This is a genomic window from Arthrobacter sp. TJ-266 (assembly GCF_058269115.1).
Window position 1 is genome coordinate 1 of sequence record NZ_JBZCNC010000003.1, and the last position, 19,786, is coordinate 19,786.

Below are 19,786 nucleotides of genomic sequence, written 5' to 3' on the forward strand. Positions count from 1 at the left end.
GTTCTGCTGCGTCACCGCGGCGTCCGCGACCATGCGCGGACCCACCGGGGAGACCGTCACACGGATCTCCGTCGTGGCCACCTGGCCTGCGATGTCCGTGATGGAGTACTCCACCGGCGTGGCCGCGTTCACGAAACCGGGCTCCGGATTGAAGGTCACCACACCGTCGGCATCCACGGTGTAGACACCCTGACCGTCGACGGTGAGGGTCTTGCCTGCGTCGGTGACGGTACCGCCGCCGGTGAAGACGACGCTCCCCGGGACGAGTGCCAGGTTCGCGTTGCCGGGCCGGTCGTTCGCGACCACCGGGATGATCGCGTCCTGGTCCTGTCGCGTGGTGACGACGTCGGGGTTCGCCACGGGAGTGGCTCCTCGGACGACGACGGTGAGCGTCGCCGTCGAGCTCTGGTCGTTGCCGTCCGTCACCCGGTAGGTCACCGGCTGCACCGTCCCGCTGAAAGCGATGTCGGGCGTGAACGTCACGGTGCCCGTCGCCGTGTCGACGGTGAAGACACCGCCGTCGACCGCGAGCCTCGTGACAGCCTGGTCGCCGTCGAGCAGTCGCACGGACGCCGCGACCGGCGCACTGCCGCCCTCGACGCCCGGGAGGTCGTTGGCTGCGGGGTCCAGCGTCACAGGGGTGTTCTGCGGCGTGGAGGCCGCGTCGGCGACGGCGCGGGGAGGCACTGCGACCACCGTCACCGAGAGGGTGGCGCGGCCGGGCTGCTGATCGGCGTCGAACACCACGTAGGGGACGGGAGTGGCCCCGCCCGTGAAGGCGGCGAGGGGGGTGAAGGTGATGACGCCGTCGTCGCCCACACGGTACGTGCCCTGGTCCGGCACGGTCAGTTCCTTGCCGTCGACGGACAGCACGGCGCCGGGGACAGCCTCGAGCTGCACGCTGGAGGGGACGAGCGGGGTGGCCGCGTTCCCGGCGCGATCGTTGTCGAGCACGATCACGGGAACGGGCTCGCCCTGGTCGGTCGTGTCGGCGTCGTTGTTCGCGACCGGCCGCACCGCGACCACGCGGACCGTGACGACGGCCTGCCCCGTGGCACCCGCGGCGTCGGTCACACGGTACTCGGCGCTCGTGGTGCCGCTGACGCCGGGGGCGGGGGTGAAGGTGACCACGCCCCGCGCGTCCACCCGGAAGGTCCCGCCCGGGGTGGTGAAGGATCCGTCGGCCGCGGCACCGATGAACTCGACCGTGGCGACGTCGATGGCGCTGCCGCCGTCGACACCCGGGGTGTCGTTGGCGAGCACCTCGATCTCGACGGGCGTGTTCTGACCGGTCGACGCGGCATCGGACGCCGTACGGGGGCCCACCGGTGTGATGCCGAAGGAGATGGTGGCCTCGGCGACATTGCCGCCGATGTCCCTCACCGAATAGCGGATCACGGTGGCATCGTTGACGAAGGCGGCTTCCGGGGTGAAGGTCACCGCGCCGTCGGGAGCCACCTCGAACGTCCCCTGGCCCTCGATGGTCAGGCTCTTACCATCCGCGGACAGCTCGCCACCCTCGACCTCGAGGAACACCACGGAGGTCGGGTCGAACGGCGTGCCCGCATTTCCCGGCCGGTCGTTGGCGAGGACGTTCACGACGGCGGGCTCACCCTGCAGGGCACGCGCGGCGTCGTTGTTCGCCCGCGGCGCACTGATCCCCACGGCGATGTCGATCGTGGCCGTGCTGCTCAGGCCGTTGCCGTCGGTGATCCGGTAGGTGACCGTCGGCACGCCGCCCGAGAAGGTGACGTCCGGAGTGAAGGTCACGTCGCCGGTCACCGTGTCGACCGTGTACCTGCCACCCTCGACGTCGAGGGTGGTGACGAAGGTGTTGCCGGGACCCACCAGCCGGAGAGTGTTCGGGATGACGGCGCTGCCGCCCGTGACCCCGGGGAGATCGTTCGCTGCGGGCGACACCGTGATCGGCTGGTTCTGGCCGGTGGAGTAGCCGTCGGCGAGGGCGCGCGGAGCTGCGGCATCCACCGTGACGTTCACCGTCGTCGAACTCGTGGTGCCGTCGACGTCCGCGACCTCGTACCTGATGGCGCGGGCGGGTCCCGTGAAGGCCGGGACGGGCGTGAACGTCAGACCGGCCGAGGGGCCGTCGGGTGAGTAGGTGTACGTGCCCTCGTTCGGGACCACCAGGGTACGGCCGCCGTCCCCGACCTCGGCACCGGCGATGCCGAATCCGCTGAGGATCACAGTGCCCGGATCGAGGGGCGTGTTCTCGTTACCCGGCAGATCGTTGTCGAGGATGTCGATCAGCACGGGCCGGCTCTGCGGCGTCCGTGCCAGGTCGGCATTGGCCGTCGGGACCACGATCTGGACGGTGATGTCGATCGTCGCGCGCGAGCGCAGACCGTTGGTATCGGCGACCGAGTACTGGATCTGGTCCACGGCGCCGGTGAATCCGTCCGCGGGGGCGAAGGTCACGTCGCCGTTCCCTCCGACCGTGAACACGCCCTGACCAGCGATCTCGAGCGTGTCGCTGAGGGTGTCGTCCGCGCCGACGAACCGGACCGAGTTCGGGACGACGGCGGCGCCTCCGGTGACTCCGGGGCGGTCGTTGGTCACCACCGGGAACGTGATGTCGGTGTTCTGTTCGGTGGTCTGAGCGTCCGCTGCGGCGCGGGGCGCCACGGCGGCGACGTCCACCACGAGGGTGGCCGTGTCGGAGCTGCCATCGACGTCCGAGACCGTGTACGTGACCGCGCGAGTGGCTCCCGTGAACGCGGCCAGCGGCGTGAAGGTGATCCGTCCGGTGGTCGCGTCCACGCTGAACGTGCCCTCACCCGCGAAGGTGAGGCTCAGGCCGTCAGCCGAGGGCACGATCCCGCCGGAGGTCTGCAGACGCACGGAGGTCACGTCGAACGGCGTGTTCGCGTTACCAGGGACGTCGTTCTCGAGGACGTCGACGGTGATCGGCGTGTTCTGCGGGGTGGCCCGGCGGTCGTCGTTGGCCTGCGCGATGGCGGGCCGCACGGTGACGTCGATCGTGCTGATGCCGGTCTGGCCGTTACCGTCCAGGATCCGGTAGCGCACCTCGGGTACCGCTCCGGCGAAGCCCGGGGCCGGGTCGAAGGTCACGGCGCCCGTGGTGGTGTTCACCGTGAAGGTGCCCTCGTCGAGGGTCAGTGTCTCGACCGGCGTGTCGCCGTCGAGCAGCCGCAGCGTGGTGAGGTCGGGGGCGGAGCCGCCGTCGACGCCGGGCAGATCGTCCTCGCCCGGGAAGAAGGTGACGTTCGTGTTCTGCTCCGTCACCGCGGCGTCGGCCACCATGCGGGGGCCCACGGCGGTGACGGTCACGCGGATCACGGCGGTGACGCGCTGACGGTCGGCGTCCTCGATGGCGTACTGCACCGGGGTCGCCGCGCCGGTGAAGGGCGCGAGCGGCGTGAAGGTCACCACACCGTCGCCGTCCACGGAATAGGTGCCCTGGCCAGCGACCGTGAGGGTTTTGCCCTCATTCGAGACAGTTCCGCCGCCCTCGCCGGTGAAGACGACGCTTTCGGGAACGAGCGGGGTCGCGTCGTTCCCGGCGCGATCGTTCGCTACCACCGGAATGATGACCGGCTGCGCCTGGCGAGTGGTCGCTGCATCGTCGTTGGCCACCGGGGTGATGGCGGTGACGAGGACGTCGATGGTGCTGACACCGGTCTGGCCGTTGCCGTCGGTGATCCGGTAGCGGATCTCCGGCACGGGCCCGGAGAAGCCCGGGGCGGGGTCGAAGGTCACGGCGCCCGTGGCGGTGTTCACCGTGAAGGTGCCCTGCGGGAGGGACAGGGTGTCCACGGGGGTGTCGCCGTCCAGCAGACGGAGGGTGGTGAGGTCGGGGGCGGAACCGCCGTCGACACCGGGGAGGTCGTCCTCGCCCGGGAAGAAGGTGACATCGGTGTTCTGCTCGGTCACGGCGGCGTCGGCCACCATGCGCGGACCCACGGCGGTGACGGTCACGCGGATCAGTGCCGTGGCCGTCTGGCCGTCTGCATCCGAGACGCGGTACTCGACCGCGGTGGCGGGGCCCACGAAGGCGGCGACCGGCGTGAAGGTGACCACGCCGTCGGCGTCCACCGTGTAGACGCCCTGTCCGGTGACCGTCAGTGTCTTGCCGGCATCGGACACGATGCCGCCGCCGACTCCCGTGAAGATCACGCTGCCGGCGACAAGCGGCGTCGCGTCGTTGCCGGGGCGGTCGTTCGCGAGAACGGGAACCGGAACCGGCGTGCCCTGACGCGTCTGCGCGGCGTCGTCGCCCGCGGTGGGGACGGCGACACCGACCACCACGTCGATCGTGCCGATCCCGGTGGCACCGTTGCCGTCGGCGATCACGTACCGCACCTGCGGCACCTCGCCGGTGAAGCCTCGGGCGGGCCGGAAGGTGACGGAGCCGTCGGCCGTGTTCACGGTGAACACGCCCTGGGTCAGGGTGAGCGTGGTGACGGGGGTGTCGCCCTCGAGGAGACGCAGCGAGGTGAGGACGGGTGCGCTGCCGCCGTCCACGCCGGGGAGGTCGTCCTCTCCGGGCTGGAACGTGACAGGGGTGTTGCGCTCGGTGACCGCGGCGTCCGCCACGGTGCGCGGCCCCACGGGGGTCACGGTGATGCGGAGCTGCGAGGAGGCCGTCTGTCCGGCCGCGTCACTGATGGAGTAGGGCACTGCGCGGGCAGCTCCCACGAAGGCGGCCTCGGGGATGAAGGTCGCCACGCCGTCGTCGAGCGTGTAGATGCCCTCGCCTGCGACGGTCAGGGTCCTGCCGTCGTCCGAGAGGACGCCACCGGCCACCGCCGTGAAGACCACCGAAGCGGGGTCCAGCGGGAGCGCGGCGTTGCCCGAGCGGTCGTTTGCCGCAAGGTCCACGGGGATCGCGGTCCCCTGACGCGTGGTCCCGGCATCCGGGTTCGCGACGGGCCGGGCTGCGACGACCTCGACGTCGATGACGCTCGTCGAGGACTGCCCGATGCCGTCGCTGATGCGGTAGCGCACCTGCGGGACGGAGCCGCTGAAGCCCGCCTCGGGGGTGAACGTCACGGTGCCGGTCGCGGCGACGCGGAAGACGCCGGCGCCCGGCAGGGTCAGCTCGGTCACCGGCAGGTTCTGCGCGGTCAGGAGGCGGATGCTCGCGGCCACGGGGGCGCTGCCGCCGTCGACGCCGGGGAGGTCGTTGGCGGCGGGGTCGAGGCTCACGGGCGTGTTCTGCGGAGTGGTGGTCGCGTCGGCGACAGCGCGTGGCGGGGCGGCGATCACGGTGATGCTGAGCTCGGCGCTGTCCGTCCGGCCGTCGGCGTCGCTGATCGTGTAGGTCACGGGCGTCGCGGCGCCGGTGAAGGCGGCCACGGGCGAGAACGTGATGACCTCGTTCGCCGCGACGCTGTAGACACCCTGGCCCGGCACGGCGAGGCGCTTGCCGTTCTCGGTGGGCTGCTCCCCGTTGACCGCCGAGAGCACCACGGAGCCGGCGGTGAGCGGCGTCCGCGCGTTGCCGGCGCGGTCGTTCGCGACGACGTCCACGGGCACGGCCTGCGCCTGCGGAGTGGTCGCCGAGTCGTCGTTCGCGACAGGGCTGACGGGTGTCACCTGCACGTCGATGGTCCCGGTGCCGGTCTGCTGGTTGCCGTCCGTGATCCGGTACTGGATCTGCGGTACGAGGCCCGTGAAACCTGCCGCCGGAGTGAAGGTCACGTTGCCGTTGGCGGTGTTCACCGTGAAGACGCCGGCGTTCACGGTCAGCGTCTCCACGGACGCGCCACCTGCACCCACGAGGCGGACGGTGGAGAGGATCGGCGCACTGCCGCCGTCGACCCCGGGGAGGTCGTCGGCGCCGGGCGCGAAGGTGACCGGCGTGTTCTGCTCGGTGACGGCGGCATCGGCCACCATGCGGGGGCCCACGGCGGTCACGGTGACGGTGAGCTGCGCCGTCGACGTCTGGCCCGCACTGTCGGAGACGGTGTACGGCACGGAGCGCGCGCTACCCACGAAGGCGGTGACCGGCGTGAAGGTCACCACGCCCTGGACGTTCACGGTGTACACGCCCTGGCCGGCGACCTCGAGGCGCTTGCGGTCGGCCGAGAGCGTGCCGCCCTGGACGGTGGAGAGGACCACGGTGTCGGGGACGAGCGGCAGCGCCGGATTGCCTGCGCGGTCGTTCGCGAGCACCTCGAGGGGTACCGGGGAGCCCTGCGGTGTCGTGGCGACGTCATCGGCGGCGACCGGCACGGCGGCGGTCACGGTGATGTTGATCGCGGCGGTGGAGCGCTGGTTGTTGCCGTCGGCGATCGAGTAACGCACCTGCGGCACCACGCCGGAGAAGCGCGGCGCCGGGGTGAAGGTGACGCGACCGGTCGCGGTGTCCACCGCGAAGCGGCCCTCGGTGAGGGTGAGGCTCTCGACGAGCTGGCCGTTGGTGCCGATGAACCGGAGGGTGTCCGGGACCACGGCGGTGCCGCCGTCCACTCCGGGGCGGTCGTTCTCGGCGGGGTCCAGGGTCACGGGCGTGTTCTGCGCCGTGGTCCGGGCGTCGTCCGCGGCGCGCGGGGCCACGGCGGTGACGTTGACCCTGAGCTGCGACTCGGCGACGGTGCCGCTGGCATCGGCCACGCGGTAGGTCACGGGGGTGGCGTCGCCCGTGAAGGAGGCGAGCGGGAGGAAGGTGACGAGTCCGTTCTCGGCGTTGACGAGGTACGTGCCCTGGCCGGGCACGGTGAGCCGGCGGCCCTCCTCGCTGAGCGTGGCCCCGGCGGGCGCGACGAGGCGCACCGTCCCGGGAACGAGGGGCGTGTTGGCATTGCCCGCGCGGTCGTTGGCGAGCACGTCGAGCGTGGTGGTGGCGCCCTGCGTCGTCGTCTGCGCGTCCGGATTGGCCACCGGTGTGGCGGCGGCGACCTGCACGTCGATCGTGGCGCGGGAGGTCTGGCCCGCGGCGTCGCTGATGGCGTAGGTGACCTGCGGCATGGTGCCGGAGAAACCGGCGCGCGGGGTGAAGGTGACGGCGCCGGTGGCGGTGTTGACGACGTATCGGCCGTCGGTCAGCTGCAGATCCGTCACGGGCTGGCCGGCGCCGTCGATCAGGCGGAGGGAACCGGGCACGAGGGCGCTGCCGCCGTCGACGCCGGGGCGGTCATTGGCGATGGGCGCGAAGGTCACGGGGGTGTTCTGGTCGGTCCCGACGGCGTCGTTCGCCGCACGCGGGGCGACCGGCGCGACGTCGATGACGAGGTTCGCGGTGGCGGTGGCGCCGTCGGCGTCCGCGACCGTGTAGGGGACGGCCGTCGTGGCGCCGGTGAACGAGGCGACCGGGACGAAGCGCACGGCGCCGGTGGTCGGATCCACGGTGTAGGTGCCCTGGCCGGCGACGGTCAGGGTGCGGCCGTCCGCGGACGGCACGTTCGCGCCGACGGCGGAGAGCCGCACGGTGGCGGGACGGAGCGGCGTGGCCGCGTTGCCCGCGGCGTCGTTCACGAGGAGCGGCACCGTGACGGGGGCGGCCTGCGTGGTACTGCCGCGGTCGTCGTTGGCGGTGGGACGCACGGCCGTGACCGAGACGGTCAGGAGGCCGGTGGAGGTGAGGCCCGCCGTGTCCGCGATGCGGTAGGAGACGTCCGGGACGCGCCCGGAGAACCCGGCGGCGGGCGTGAACGTGACCGCGCCCGTGGCCGTGTTGACGGTGAACGTGCCCTGGCCCGCGAGCGTCAGCGTGGTCACGGCCGTGCCGTCGGCGGCGAGGAGGCGGAGCGAGGAGGCGTTGACGGGGGTACCGCCGTCGATGCCCGGGGCGTCGTTCGCAGCCGGGTTCACGGTGACGGGGGTGTTCTGCGGGGTGACCACGGTGTCCGGGGAGGTGCGCGGCGGGACGCCGGTGACGGTGACGGTGACGTTCGCGGTCGCGGTGCGCCCGTCGACGTCGGACACGGTGTAGGGCACCGCCGTCGCGGGACCGGAGAAGGCGGCGACGGGCGTGAACGTCACCGCTCCCGTGGTCGCGTTGACCGTGTAGGTGCCCTGGTTGGGCACGCTGAGAGTCTTCCGGTCCGCGGAGAGCACCGCGCCGGGGGTGTTCGCGGGCACGGAGAGGACCACGGTGCGCGGGTCGAGGGCGGTGTTCGCGTTGCCGGGGAGATCATTTGCCACGACGTCCAGAGTGACGGCGGTGCCCTGGCGGGTCTCGGCGGTGTCACCGCTCGCGGTCGGGGTGACGGCACTGACGGTGACGGTGATGGTGCTCCGCGCGGTCAGGCCGCGGGTGTCCGCCACCTGATAGGTGACGGCGGGCGTCGTTCCCGTGAAGCCACGGGCCGGCGTGAAGGTGACCACGCCCGTCGAGGTGTCCACGATGAACCGGCCCGCGGGGATGGTGAGGTCGGTGACGAGGGCACCGTTGGCGCCGACGAGGCGCACGGAGGCCGGGTCGATCGGCGTGCCGCCGTCGATCCCCGGGCGGTCGTTGCCGGCCGGGCTCAGGGTCACCGGGTTGTTCTGGCCGGTGGTTGCGGTGTCGGCGGCGGCGCGGGGGGCTACGCCCGTGACGGTCGGGGTGATGGTGGAGGTCGCGGTGACGCCTGACTGGTTGGCCACGCGATAGGTGACGGGCCGGGCGGTGCCTGCGAAGGCAGCCACGGGTGTGAAGGTGACGTCGCCCGTGGCGGCCACGGTGTAGGTGCCCTCGCCCGTGACGGAGAGGGAGGTGACGAACTGGCCGGTCGCGGGGTCCAGCAGGCGGACCGAGGGCTTGTTGATCGGGGAGTCGACACCGTTGTCGTTGACCGTCGGATCGAAGGTCACAGCCACGCCCTGCGTGGTGGTCGGTGCGTCCGCCACCGGGACGGGCGGATCGGCCGTGACGGTGATGGTCAGTGTCGAGGACGCCGTGGAGTTGTCGACGTCGGAGACACGGTAGGTGATAGGGCTCGCCGTACCGATGAACGCGGCCGCGGGCGTGAAGACGACCTGGCCGTTGGTAGTCGCGGTGTAGACGCCCTGGTTCGGGACGGTGAGGGTCTTTCCGTCGGCGCTGACCGTGGCGCCGGGGATGCTCGGTGCGGAGAGGATCACGGAACCGGGGACGAGCGCCTTGCCCGTCGCCGGGACGTCGTTGCCGAGCACCGTGGTGGTGATCGGGGTGTTGCGCTTCACCGTGTTGGTGTCCGCGACGGCCGTGGGGGTGGGGACGTCCTGCAGGGTCACGGAGGCGTTCCACTGATCGACGTTGGTTGCAGTGAGCGTGGCCGACCCACCGAAGACCTTGAGACCTGTGGCGATGGTCACCTGGGTGAGGCCGATGCCGTTGATGATCATGCTGCCGCAGGCAGCCGGAACGGCGGCGTTGCAGGCCGTGCTCGGCTGGTTGACGCCCGTCTGGAAGCGGTTGCCGTTCACCACCGCGAGGCTCGACGTCGAACCGGGCTGCGGCTGGCTGAGTGTGGCGCCCGCAGGAACGGAGGTGACGTTGCCGTACACCGAGTAGGTACTCGTGACGGCACCGTTCGACGTGGTGTTCGCTCCGAGGCCCACGACGTGCAGCACCGGATTGTTCACCGGCTTGCTGAAGGTGATGGTGATGCTGCCGTTCTGCGGGCAGAAGACGTTGGTGTTCCCTCCCGCCACGCAACCCACGCCGGACGTGTCGAGCTGGGTCACGACAGTCCCGGCCGGCAGAGAGGGCGAGAAAGTCGCGTCGGTCGATCCGCGTACCGGAAGGGTTGAGGTGGTTCCACCGGTGGCTGCCTTGACGGTGTTACCCGCGAGCGCCCAGGTGCCGGTGACGTTCTCCGTGTTGGGCTGCGTGAACGTCTGCGAGTAGCCGGTTCCCGCATCCACGACGTTCGCGAGCCTGGCCGCCGAGGCGCTCGGAGCAGTGGCGACCGACAGCGCGATCACCGAGCCCGCCCCGAGGACCACCGCGAGGCACATCGCGAGGACGCGCTGCAGAAGGGACCAAGAACCTGAGTGCCGGTGAGACCGCCGACGTGCGCGCTGATGCGACAAAGCATTCCCCTTGAGACCACCGCGGCGGGCTTCCGGCCCAAGCGGTACATGCGAGTGATTGAGTTGTACCGGCGCCGCCCCTGCTACCCAGCAGTACATCCAGGCGTTCCGGTGGGATCGCGTCGTCATCCACGCAGTCCCGCTTCAGGACGGCCGACTCTGATCAGGTGTGTCGGAGGGCCGCCCTCAGCTTTTTGAGAATAACCACGAAACCTCGCGATGGCGTTGCCTCAGACGCAAGGAACAAGCAACATATCCGCAAGGATCAACAGCTGGTTGCGTTTCTCCCACGCGCCTATTTCGGGTGGAAGGCCTCACCGCGGGACAGCATCACACGGATCCCGCGATGGTCCGCGTCTTCGCAGCGTCGGCCCTCAGCCGGGAGAGGCGGAAGATCAGGCATACCTTTTCTGTGAGGTGAGTGTGCTGATCATCGCCGACGCTGCGGAGTCGGTCGTGATCGCCGTCATCAGGTCCGGCGGCTCCTCGGCCGTCGCGATTGCGGACGGATCAGATGCTGCGGGCGCCGCGCTGCGTGAAGCGGACGAGGTAGCCGGCGTCGTCGCACCGCCCTTCCTGTGCAGGACGAGCCGCACGCCCGGCGAGCTCTCATGGTGCTCCTCGAGCCATGCGCGCCGTGCAGCGGCATCCGGGAGCAGCAGTTCGGGGCGTTCGGCCGTCATGGTCCCCACCGTAGGTGCGCCTTGCGTGTTCCGCTACTAGATTGCTAGCATTCTAGGAATGAGCCCGGAACCGAAGGTGCAGTTCAACGTCTATCTCCCCGCGGACCTCGTGCGCGAGGTCAAGCACCGCAGCATCGACGAGTCCCTCAGCCTGTCCGCCTTCGTGGAACGGGCACTCCGCAGCTACCTCCAGGAGAACTGATGCTCCGCGTCCGACCCCTCGTCCACACGACCGACCCCACCCGCGCGGCGGCGTTCCTCCGGGCCCTCGGCCTCACCCCTGCGGCCGACCCCTCACCCACGCCCGCCTACGCGGTGTTCGACGCCGGCAGCGGCCGCGTGGCGCTGCACGCCTGCGCTGCGGATGGCCCCGCGGACGGCACCACACTGCTCGCGTTCGACGTCGGGGACGTCCGGGAATTCGCGCGGCGCACCGCCGAGGCCGGCACGGCCGTGGTACTCACCGAGGAGGGCCACGGCCTGGCCGCCCGCGTCACCGCCCCGGACGGCATCTCCTTCCTCGCGGACGAGGGGCCGCGGGAGACGGGAGCGCCGCCCTCCCCGCTCTCCGTCCTGGCGCTCTGGTACTCCCCCGACACCGCGCCGGCCGTCCGGACCCTGAGGGGTGTCGGAGCGACACCGCGCATCAGTTCCGACGCCGGCACGTGGCACGATTTCCGGGCGAAGAACGGTGGGCTCGTGGCCGCGCACGCGGCGGCCCGCACCGGCATCGAGCTCGCGTTCGAGTACGACGGCGACGTCCGCGAACTCGCAGCGGGACTGACCTCCGGCGGGCTGCGGCCCGTCGTCGTGGACGAGGGCTACGGACGGTCGCTCCGCGTACCCGCACCCTGGGGCGCGGAGGTCTGGATCAACGAGTGCCAGCAGGACTTCTACGGATACACGAAGCACGAGTAGAAGGTCCGTGGCGCCGTCGGGCCCGCTGTGAGGCCGGGCACAGCGCGCCGACTGTCCGCGAGCGCGCTCCTGCAGTAGAACTGGAGTATGACCGTTCGCACCCCTGACCCCAATCCCGGCTGGCTCTCCGAGGATGATCTCTACGAGGCCCGCCGCCGCCTGCCCATGGTGTACGTCGAGGCCATCCCGGTACGGTGCGACGCCCTCGGGTACGTCAACGAGGTGGGTCTGCTGCTCCAGGCCAACGAGCAGGGCGAGATGATGCGCACGTTCGTCTCCGGCAGGGTCATGTACCGCGAGACCATCCGCGCGGCGCTCCTGCGCCACCTCGAGAAGGATCTCGGCCCCTTCGCGCTGCCGCAGCTCTCACCCTCGCCGCTGCCCTTCACCATCGCCGAGTACTTCCCGTCACCCTCCGAGACCGGGCTGACCGACGACCGCCAGCACGCCGTCGCCCTCGCCTACCTCATCCCCGTCACGGGCGAGTGCAGCCCGCGGCAGGACGCCCTCGAGCTCTCCTGGCTCACCCCGTCCGAGGCCCTGAGCCCGTCCATCCAGGCCGAGTTCTCCGGCGGCCGCGCGGACCTCCTCCGCCAGGCCCTCGCGCACGCCGGCTGGGGCCGCTAGCCCGTCCTGACGGGTGCCGCGCGTTACCGTATCGTGATAGCGGTGCGCTGGGGCGCCTGAGTACATCGACGGGTTATCGCAGAGGTTGGCACAACGCACATGATGGTGAACACGGCGGGGTTCCACGCGGTGTCCGCGGACGCCCTGGGAGTCGGCGACGCACTGGTACTCCCCGGGTCCGACGACGTCGCGGAGGTCACGGCGGTCGCGGTGGAGCAGGACGACTTCGGGACACCCGCACTCCTCGTGGCGACGGTCGCAGGCGGCCGCATCGTGTCCATCGCGATCGGGTCCACGGTCCGGGTGGCCGGGCCGTCGGCGTCCGATCCCGCGTCCGATCCCGTGCCTGATGCCGCGCCCCGTCCGGCACCAACCGATGCTTCGCTTCCCGATCCCGTGCAGGCCGATACCGTGCCGACCGATACCGTGCCGACCGGCGTCGCCTTCCCTCCGACCCCCGCGCCGGACGTCCCCCCGGCCCTCCCGGCACCCGCGGTCGCCGCGGATCGCGGGTCACCCGAGGAGCTGGTCGTGCAGATCGCCGAGGCGCACGCGGAGAATCCCGACGTCCAGGAGCTGGCAGGTCGCCTCACCCGCGGCATCAACCTCAAGGCCGGCAGCAACCTGCAGGACCTCCACCAGCTCGCGCTCACGCTGTTCGTCGACGAGGCGGACATCCCAGCGGCGCTGACCATCGCCGATCTGCTGGCCGAGCAGCCCTTCGACGGCAACTTCGGGCGCTGGAAGTGGATCGAGGGCGGGCTCGCCATCGCCGCGTACCTCACGCGCGAGGACGACGCCCGCTCCGCCCGCTACTCCGCCGCACTGCGCGTGGCCGACGACGCCGAGACCGATCCGCTGCGCGCCAAGACCGCGGCCGTCTACCGGCAGCGTCAGCTCAACGAGCCGAACGTGTACGACCCCGAGATCCTGCGGGCGTCCTCGGTGGGCAAGCCCGACGTCGAGCGCGACTGGCGCGTACTCCGCATCGGCGTGCTGCTGTACCTCCGCGCACACGGCGGATCCGAGACGCTCAGCCGTGAGGTCCTCGACCGCCGCATCGCGTCCGAGCTCGCCGCCGTCGCGGCGCTGAACGAGGAGCTCGCGGGGCGCTGAGCCTGTCGCGGCCCGCGCGTCCGGGCGCGTCCGGGGCGTCGTCGTCGTGCTGGCAAAATGGGTTGGTGCATCCACAGTCCCAGCAGTCCGCGTTCTCGTTCGACGTCCGTTCCCGCCTCGAGGAGACGACGCCGACGGCGGGCGGGGGACGGCGGCACGGGCGCACCGGGACCATCACGACGCCGCACGGCGAGATCCGGACGCCCGCGTTCATCCCGGTGGGCACGAAGGCGACGGTCAAGGCCGTCCTGCCCGAGGCGATGGCCGGGCTCGGCGGGCAGGCCCTCCTCGCGAACGCCTACCACCTCTACCTGCAGCCCGGCGCCGACATCCTCGACGAGGCGGGCGGGCTGGGCGCGTTCATGAACTGGCCCGGCCCCACCTTCACCGATTCCGGCGGGTTCCAGGTCATGAGCCTCGGCTCGGGCTTCAAGAAGGTCATCACCATGGACGTGCCGGTGGACGCCGAGTCGGCGGGTGCGGATGATCGCGTGGCCGTCGGCAAGGAGCGCCTGGCGCAGATCGACGACGACGGCGTCTGGTTCAAGAGCCACCTCAACGGTGACCGGCACCGCTTCACACCGGAGATCTCGATGCAGGTGCAGCACCAGCTGGGCGCCGACATCATGTTCGCGTTCGACGAGCTGACCACGCTGATGAACTCGCGGGGCTACCAGGAGGAGTCGCTGGAGCGGACCCGGCTGTGGGCGCTGCGGTGCATCGCGGAGCACGAGCGGCTCACCGCCGAGCGGAGCCACCGCCCCTACCAGGCGCTCTTCGGCGTCATCCAGGGAGCGCAGTACGAGGACCTGCGGCGGAAGGCGTCGGCCGATCTCGGGGCCATGAACTTCGACGGGTTCGGCATCGGCGGAGCGTTGGAGAAGGAGAACCTGGGCACCATCCTCGGCTGGTGCAGCGAGGAGCTCCCCGAGGCCAAGCCACGCCACCTGCTCGGCATCTCCGAGCCGGACGATCTCTTCACAGGCATCGAGAACGGCGCCGACACCTTCGACTGCGTCTCCCCCACCCGCGTGGCCCGCAACTCGGCGTTCTACACCCCCGACGGACGGTGGAACCTCTCGAACTCGCGCTTCAAACGGGACTTCACGCCGCTGGTGGAGGGCTGCGACTGCTACACCTGCACGCACTACACGCGTGCGTACATCCACCACCTCTACAAGGCCAAGGAGATGAACTCGGCCACCCTGATCTCCATCCACAACGAGCGATTCGTGGTGCGCATGGTCGACGACGCCCGGGCCGCCATCGAGGACGGCTCATTCTACGACCTCAAGGCCGAGGTGCTGGGCCGCTACTACGCGTAGCACCGTCGCCGCCGTCGTTCCGTTTTCCCTCACGACGCCGCCCCGCCGCCCAGCCGCCCCCTCCTTCCCGTCCGGACCGCCGCGGCGGGTGCCTCTTCCCGGGGGAACTGCACCCTGCCGACGGAGCAGATGCCCCGGGTCGACGCTCCGGCTGAGCCGCTTTATCCACATCGAGGCCCCTTCGCGTGCTGCGGCCGTCCGCGACTGTGACGGTGGAGCGATGACGGAGTCCCACGACCGCGCGTCGGCCCAGCAGATCCTCTGGCGGTACCAGGAGCTTCTCGACGGCGGCCTCAGCCGCAAGCGCGTCCACCAGGCGATCGCACGCGGGGAGCTGAGGCGCCTGCGCAAGAACTGCTACGTGTCGGCGGCTCACTGGGCAGAACTCGACCCCGTCGGACGACTCGAGCTGCAAGCGCGCGCCCACCACCATTCCCTGGTCGGACGCCCGACCGTCGGCCACGTGTACAGCCACGAGACCGCGGCCGTGCTCCATTCGCTCACACTGTGGCGGCCCGAGCCGAGCGTGCACGTCACGCAGCACACCCGCACGTCCAACGCGAGCCACGGGGCCGACGTCGTCAACCACAGCGCGCAACTCGACGACGACGACGTGACCCTCCTCCGCGGGCTTCCCGTCACGTCCATGACGAGGACCATGGTCGATTGCGCGCGGACCCTGCCGAGCGATCGGGCCCTGATCATCGCGGACCAGTGCCTCCGACAGGGCGCTTCACGGCCGGACGCACTCGCGTCCCTCGAGCGCCTGGGACCGGCCGGCGGCGTCGTGCGCGCCCGGCCGGTGCTCCTCGCGGCGGACGCCCGGTCCGAGTCGCCGGGCGAGTCCCTGATGCGGATCCGCCTGCACCGCTTCCGCCTGCCACCCGTCGACGTACAGGTCGAGGTACGGACCCGCGCCGGCGTCTACCGCCTCGACTTCGCCTGGCGCGACCTCATGGTCGGTCTCGAATTCGACGGGAAGTCGAAGTACTTCGGGGACGTGCCGACCGCCGAGGTGCTGTTCCAGGAGCGTCGCCGGGAACGGATACTCACGGAGGTTGGGTGGACGATCATCCGGATCGAATGGTCGGACCTCTTCCGGGAGGCGGAACTCGAAGCACGTCTTCGTGCCGTGCTCGCCTCCGCGCAGCGCCGCATCGAGTCCGACGCATCCTAGACCAGCGCGCGGCAGGGCGCCGGCGCCTGCTGTCGGACGTCGTCGGCCGCTGCACCCCGGACCCGGGGCATTTGCTCCTTTGCACGGGTGAAGTACCCCCGGGTCTGACCGCCCGCCGCGGCGGACCCCATCGGGGCTAGGTTTGAACGTGTTCAAATAACGGCTAAACTCTAAATTGAACACGTTCGAAAGGACCCCGATGCCCACCCCGACGGCCAAGAGCGAAGCCACCCGCGAGCTGCTGGTCTCCACCGCCCTCCGGCTCTTCCGTGAGGTCGGCTACGAGAAGACGACCATGCGGGCCATCGCCACTGCCGCCGGCGTCTCGACGGGCAGCGCGTACTACTACTTCTCCTCGAAGGACGATCTCGTCCACGAGCTGTACCGGACGTTGCAGGAGGAACACCGCGCCCTCGCTCTACCTCTGATGCGGAACGGCCAGAACCTCGGCGAGCTCCTGAAGACGGTGCTGAACACCGGGATCGACGTCATGGCGCCGTACCACGAGTTCGGCTCGAACTTCATCAGCATCGCCATCAAACCCTCGGCCACCATGAGCCCCTTCGGCAGCGAATCGGCCGTGGCGCGGGCCCGTGCCATCTCACTGTTCCGCATCGCCGTCGCCCAGTCCCGGCCCCAACCGCCCCTCGCCATCCGCGACGACCTCCCCGAACTCCTCTGGTACGCCTACATGGCCATCACGCTGTTCTGGGTCTACGACTCCTCACCCGGCCAGCTGCGCACGCGCCGCCTCATCGACCAGGCAGCGCCCCTCATCTCGAAGCTCGTGATCCTCTCGCGCCTGCCCGTGGTGCGGAAGATCGTCGAGGACATCGTGCAGCTGCTCCACGGGACGCGGCAGTGAAGGGCGGTCCGGGGCCGGGAACGGAGTTCTCGCCCGACGACATCGGACCGCCGCCTCCGCGGCACCGCGTCACCTTCGGACCGGGTGCGGTGGCGGTCGGCTACGTCGTCGGGGTCGCGACACTCGCCGTCGGCCTGGCGTTGCCGTCGGGGCCCGGCGCGGGACCGTTCCTCGTCGTCGCGTTCATGTACGGCCTCGGGATCGGGCTGTTCACCGGGCTACCGCTCGGCATCGGCCTCGGGCTCCTGCTCCGGCCCGTCCGCAGCCAGGCGGTGCACGTCGCGGTGTTCTTCGGGGTGTTCGCCGTCGTCGCCTTCGTGATCAGCGCCGCGCTGTCGCCGTCCACCGCCCTCGCGGACAGCCTCCCCGTGGCGCTCGTCGTCGGCGGCGCGGGCGCCCTGGCCCGCGCGAGCGCCTGGCCCCTGGTGCACATCCACGAACCACCCCAGCAGCACGCCGCTCGCCAGAAGGAGACGCCATGAGTGTCAGGACAGTCGTCATCGCAGGTTCCTCGGGCTTCATCGGCTCCTACCTGACCCGGCGGTTCACGGACGCGGGGGTGGAGGTGCGGCGGATCGGCCGCACGGGCCCCGTGGTCTGGGGTGACACCCGGGCCATCGCGAACGCGCTCGACGGCGCCGATCTTCTCGTCAACCTCGCCGGCCGCAGCGTGAACTGCCGCTACAACAAGCGGAACGCGGACGCCATCTTCTCCTCACGCGTGGACACCACGGAGGAGCTCGGCCGCGCGCTCGCTCTGTGCCGCGCCGGCGGCGGCGCACCGCCGTCGTGCTGGATCAACTCGAGCACCGGCACCATCTACCGTCATGCGATGGACCGCCCGCAGACCGAGGACGACGGCGAGCTCGGCACCGGCTTCTCCGTCTCGGTGGCGCGCGCGTGGGAGCAGGCCCTCGCCGACGCGGACGTGTCCGGCGTCCGGAAGGTCGCCCTGCGCATCTCGATCGTCCTCGGCCCGGGCAGCGTCATGACTCCCCTGACGAACCTCGCGCGTGTGGGCCTCGGCGGCCGCATGGGGCACGGTGATCAGAAGTTCAGCTGGGTGCACCTCGACGACCTCTACCGGGGCATCGTCTTCATCGCGGACACCCCGTCCCTCGACGGACCGGTCAACATCGCCGCCCCGGACGTCGTGACGAACGCAGAGCTCATGGCCGCCGTCCGCCGACAGCTGGGCATCCCCGCGGGCCTTCCCACGCCGGCATGGCTGCTGGACCTCGGCGGGCGGATCATCCGCACGGAGGCCGAGCTCGTGCTCAAGAGCCGCTGGGTGGCGCCGCGGAAACTGCTTGACGCCGGATTCACCTTCGGGCACCCGACGCTCGTCCCCGCGCTCGCCGACATCCTCGGTGACCGGCAGCCCGCGGCGAACCGGGTAGCAGCGCCGGAGCCGCGTCGGGCAGACTAGGAGGATGCCCGAGACCCAGACCCCCGCAGCCACCCCGTCCCTCGCCCTGACCATCGCCGGATCCGAGGCGACGGGCGGCGCCGGCGCGCAGGCCGACCTCAAGACCTTCCAGGAACTCGGCGTCTACGGGATCGTGGCGCTGACCTGCATCGTCTCCTTCGACCCGAAGAACCAGTGGCAGCACCGCTTCGTGCCCGTGGACCAGCAGGTCATCGCCGACCAGCTCGAGGCCGTGCAGGCCTGCTACCCGCTGACCACCGTCAAGCTGGGCATGCTCGGGACCCCCGCCACCATCGACACTGTGGCCACGGCCCTGAAGAGCCAGGAGTGGGACAACGTGGTCCTCGATCCCGTGCTCATCTGCAAGGGGCAGGAGCCCGGCGCGGCCCTCGACACCGATCAGGCCCTGAAGGCGAACATCCTTCCGCTGGCCACCTTCGTGACGCCCAACCACTTCGAGGCGGAATCCCTCTCGGGCATCACCATCAATTCCCTCGAGGACCTCAAGGAGGCCGCCCGGATCATCCATGAGCAGAGCGGCGCCGTGGTCCTCGCCAAGGGTGGCGTGCGCCTGGAGGGCCCCGACGCCCTGGATGTCTACTACGACGGCGACACGCTCGAGGTCCTCTCGGCCCCGAAGGTCGGCGAGGTCGCCGTCAGCGGCGCCGGGTGCACGCTCGCAGCGGCCGTCGCCGCGGAACTCGCGAAGGGCGCGAGCCCGCTGGAGGCCGCCCGCACCGCGAAGCAATTCGTCACCGAGGGCATCCGCAACCGCATGGCCTCCAACGCACCGTTCGACGCCGTCTGGCAGGGCGGTGGCCGAGCCTAGCGGCCGGGCCGTCGGCTCCCCCCACGACCCGGCGGACCCCATGGAGCCCGTTCCCCCGACGGATCCGGCGGACGACGACGGTCGCGGCGAGAGCCGCAACCAGCGGCTGGACCGGAACTGGCAGGAGATGCTGCAGGAGCTGCGCGTCATGCAGACCGGCATCCAGATCCTGACGGGCTTCCTCCTGACGCTGCCGTTCCAGAGCCGCTTCAGTGACCTCGACAGCCTGCAGCTCACGGTGTACCTGTGCCTGGTCTGCGTGTCCGCGCTCATCACCGCCATGGTGCTCTCGGCCGTCAACCTCCACCGCGTCCTCTTCGGCCTGCGGGTCAAGGACACCCTCGTGCGCCACACCTCGTGGCTCATCCGGATCACCATTGTGCTCGTGGGGCTGGTCCTCGCCGGTACCGCGGGCCTCGTCTTCGACATCGTGGTGGGCCGCGCGGCGGGCGTCATCGTCGCGGCGGCCCTGCTCGCCGTCGTCGCCCTCCTGTGGGTGGCCTACCCGTTGGCCGTCCGGCGCCGGGCGCTGCGCTCGCGCCGCACCGCGCTATCGGAACGCGACGCCGTCTGACTTCCCGCCGATGCGCATGACGCCGGGGTCGTCGCCGTCGGATGTCGCACGGCTGGAGCCGGAAGCCCGGAGCCGGAAGCCCGGGACCCGACGAACCCGGGGCAACTGCTCCTTTGCAGGGGTGCATTACCCCCGGCAATGAGCACCCGCCGCGGCGTCCCGGACGGGAAGGGGCTCGGCTCCTGGGATCCGGCCACCCAACGGATCCAGGCGCAACGGGGCCGTGGATGCCGGGGCGGGCGCTACGGGGCCGCGGATGCCG

At 70.9% G+C, this 19,786-nt stretch carries 13 protein-coding genes; 11 read left to right on the forward strand and 2 right to left on the reverse strand.

Annotation, left to right across the window (positions count from 1 at the left end; translation table 11 throughout):
• Positions 1-9,906: beta strand repeat-containing protein (locus AC4D12_RS08660; RefSeq protein WP_490949525.1), on the reverse strand; the 9,906-nt coding region annotated here is incomplete at its 3' end.
• A gap of 470 nt (positions 9,907-10,376) precedes the next feature.
• Positions 10,377-10,664: a hypothetical protein gene (locus AC4D12_RS08665; protein WP_490949526.1), complete on the reverse strand. Its 288-nt coding sequence runs from the start codon at positions 10,662-10,664 to the stop codon at positions 10,377-10,379.
• Positions 10,665-10,722: 58 nt separating this feature from the next.
• Here AC4D12_RS08665 and AC4D12_RS08670 point away from each other — a divergent pair, with 58 nt between their 5' ends.
• The 11 genes from AC4D12_RS08670 (at position 10,723) to AC4D12_RS08720 (ending at position 19,524) form a co-directional block, all read left to right on the forward strand.
• The gene (locus tag AC4D12_RS08670) at positions 10,723-10,866 is read left to right on the forward strand and encodes a ribbon-helix-helix domain-containing protein (protein ID WP_490949527.1); all 144 of its coding nucleotides are present in this window, start codon (positions 10,723-10,725) and stop codon (positions 10,864-10,866) included.
• Complete coding sequence (locus AC4D12_RS08675) at positions 10,866-11,582, forward strand: VOC family protein (protein ID WP_490949528.1); 717 nt, start codon at positions 10,866-10,868, stop codon at positions 11,580-11,582. Before AC4D12_RS08670 ends, AC4D12_RS08675 begins: the two co-directional genes overlap by 1 nt.
• An 87-nt stretch (positions 11,583-11,669) precedes the next feature.
• Positions 11,670-12,209, forward strand: coding sequence for an NUDIX hydrolase family protein (locus tag AC4D12_RS08680; protein ID WP_490949529.1), 540 nt, complete (start codon positions 11,670-11,672; stop codon positions 12,207-12,209).
• A gap of 99 nt (positions 12,210-12,308) precedes the next feature.
• Positions 12,309-13,325, forward strand: coding sequence for a DUF6707 family protein (locus tag AC4D12_RS08685; protein WP_490949530.1), 1,017 nt, complete (start codon positions 12,309-12,311; stop codon positions 13,323-13,325).
• A 65-nt stretch (positions 13,326-13,390) separates the two neighbouring features.
• The gene (tgt, locus tag AC4D12_RS08690; protein ID WP_490949531.1) at positions 13,391-14,650 is read left to right on the forward strand and encodes a tRNA guanosine(34) transglycosylase Tgt; all 1,260 of its coding nucleotides are present in this window, start codon (positions 13,391-13,393) and stop codon (positions 14,648-14,650) included.
• A gap of 220 nt (positions 14,651-14,870) precedes the next feature.
• Positions 14,871-15,827 carry a type IV toxin-antitoxin system AbiEi family antitoxin domain-containing protein gene (locus tag AC4D12_RS08695; RefSeq protein WP_490949532.1) on the forward strand — a complete coding sequence of 319 codons (957 nt, stop codon included), beginning with the start codon at positions 14,871-14,873 and terminating at the stop codon, positions 15,825-15,827.
• A gap of 199 nt (positions 15,828-16,026) precedes the next feature.
• On the forward strand, positions 16,027-16,692 hold the full coding sequence (locus tag AC4D12_RS08700; RefSeq protein WP_490949533.1) for a TetR/AcrR family transcriptional regulator: 666 nt from the start codon (positions 16,027-16,029) through the stop codon (positions 16,690-16,692).
• Positions 16,689-17,174 (forward strand): hypothetical protein, encoded by a 486-nt coding sequence (locus tag AC4D12_RS08705; protein WP_490949534.1) that lies wholly within the window; start codon positions 16,689-16,691, stop codon positions 17,172-17,174. Before AC4D12_RS08700 ends, AC4D12_RS08705 begins: the two co-directional genes overlap by 4 nt.
• Positions 17,171-18,121: a TIGR01777 family oxidoreductase gene (locus AC4D12_RS08710; RefSeq protein WP_490949535.1), complete on the forward strand. Its 951-nt coding sequence runs from the start codon at positions 17,171-17,173 to the stop codon at positions 18,119-18,121. Before AC4D12_RS08705 ends, AC4D12_RS08710 begins: the two co-directional genes overlap by 4 nt.
• 4 nt (positions 18,122-18,125) lie before the next feature.
• A complete protein-coding gene (gene thiD, locus AC4D12_RS08715; protein WP_490949536.1) occupies positions 18,126-18,950 on the forward strand; it encodes a bifunctional hydroxymethylpyrimidine kinase/phosphomethylpyrimidine kinase in 825 nt (274 codons plus the stop codon).
• Positions 18,937-19,524 (forward strand): DUF6328 family protein, encoded by a 588-nt coding sequence (locus tag AC4D12_RS08720; protein ID WP_490949537.1) that lies wholly within the window; start codon positions 18,937-18,939, stop codon positions 19,522-19,524. The genes thiD and AC4D12_RS08720 overlap by 14 nt, the downstream gene beginning before the upstream one ends.
• Positions 19,525-19,786 lie beyond the last annotated feature (262 nt).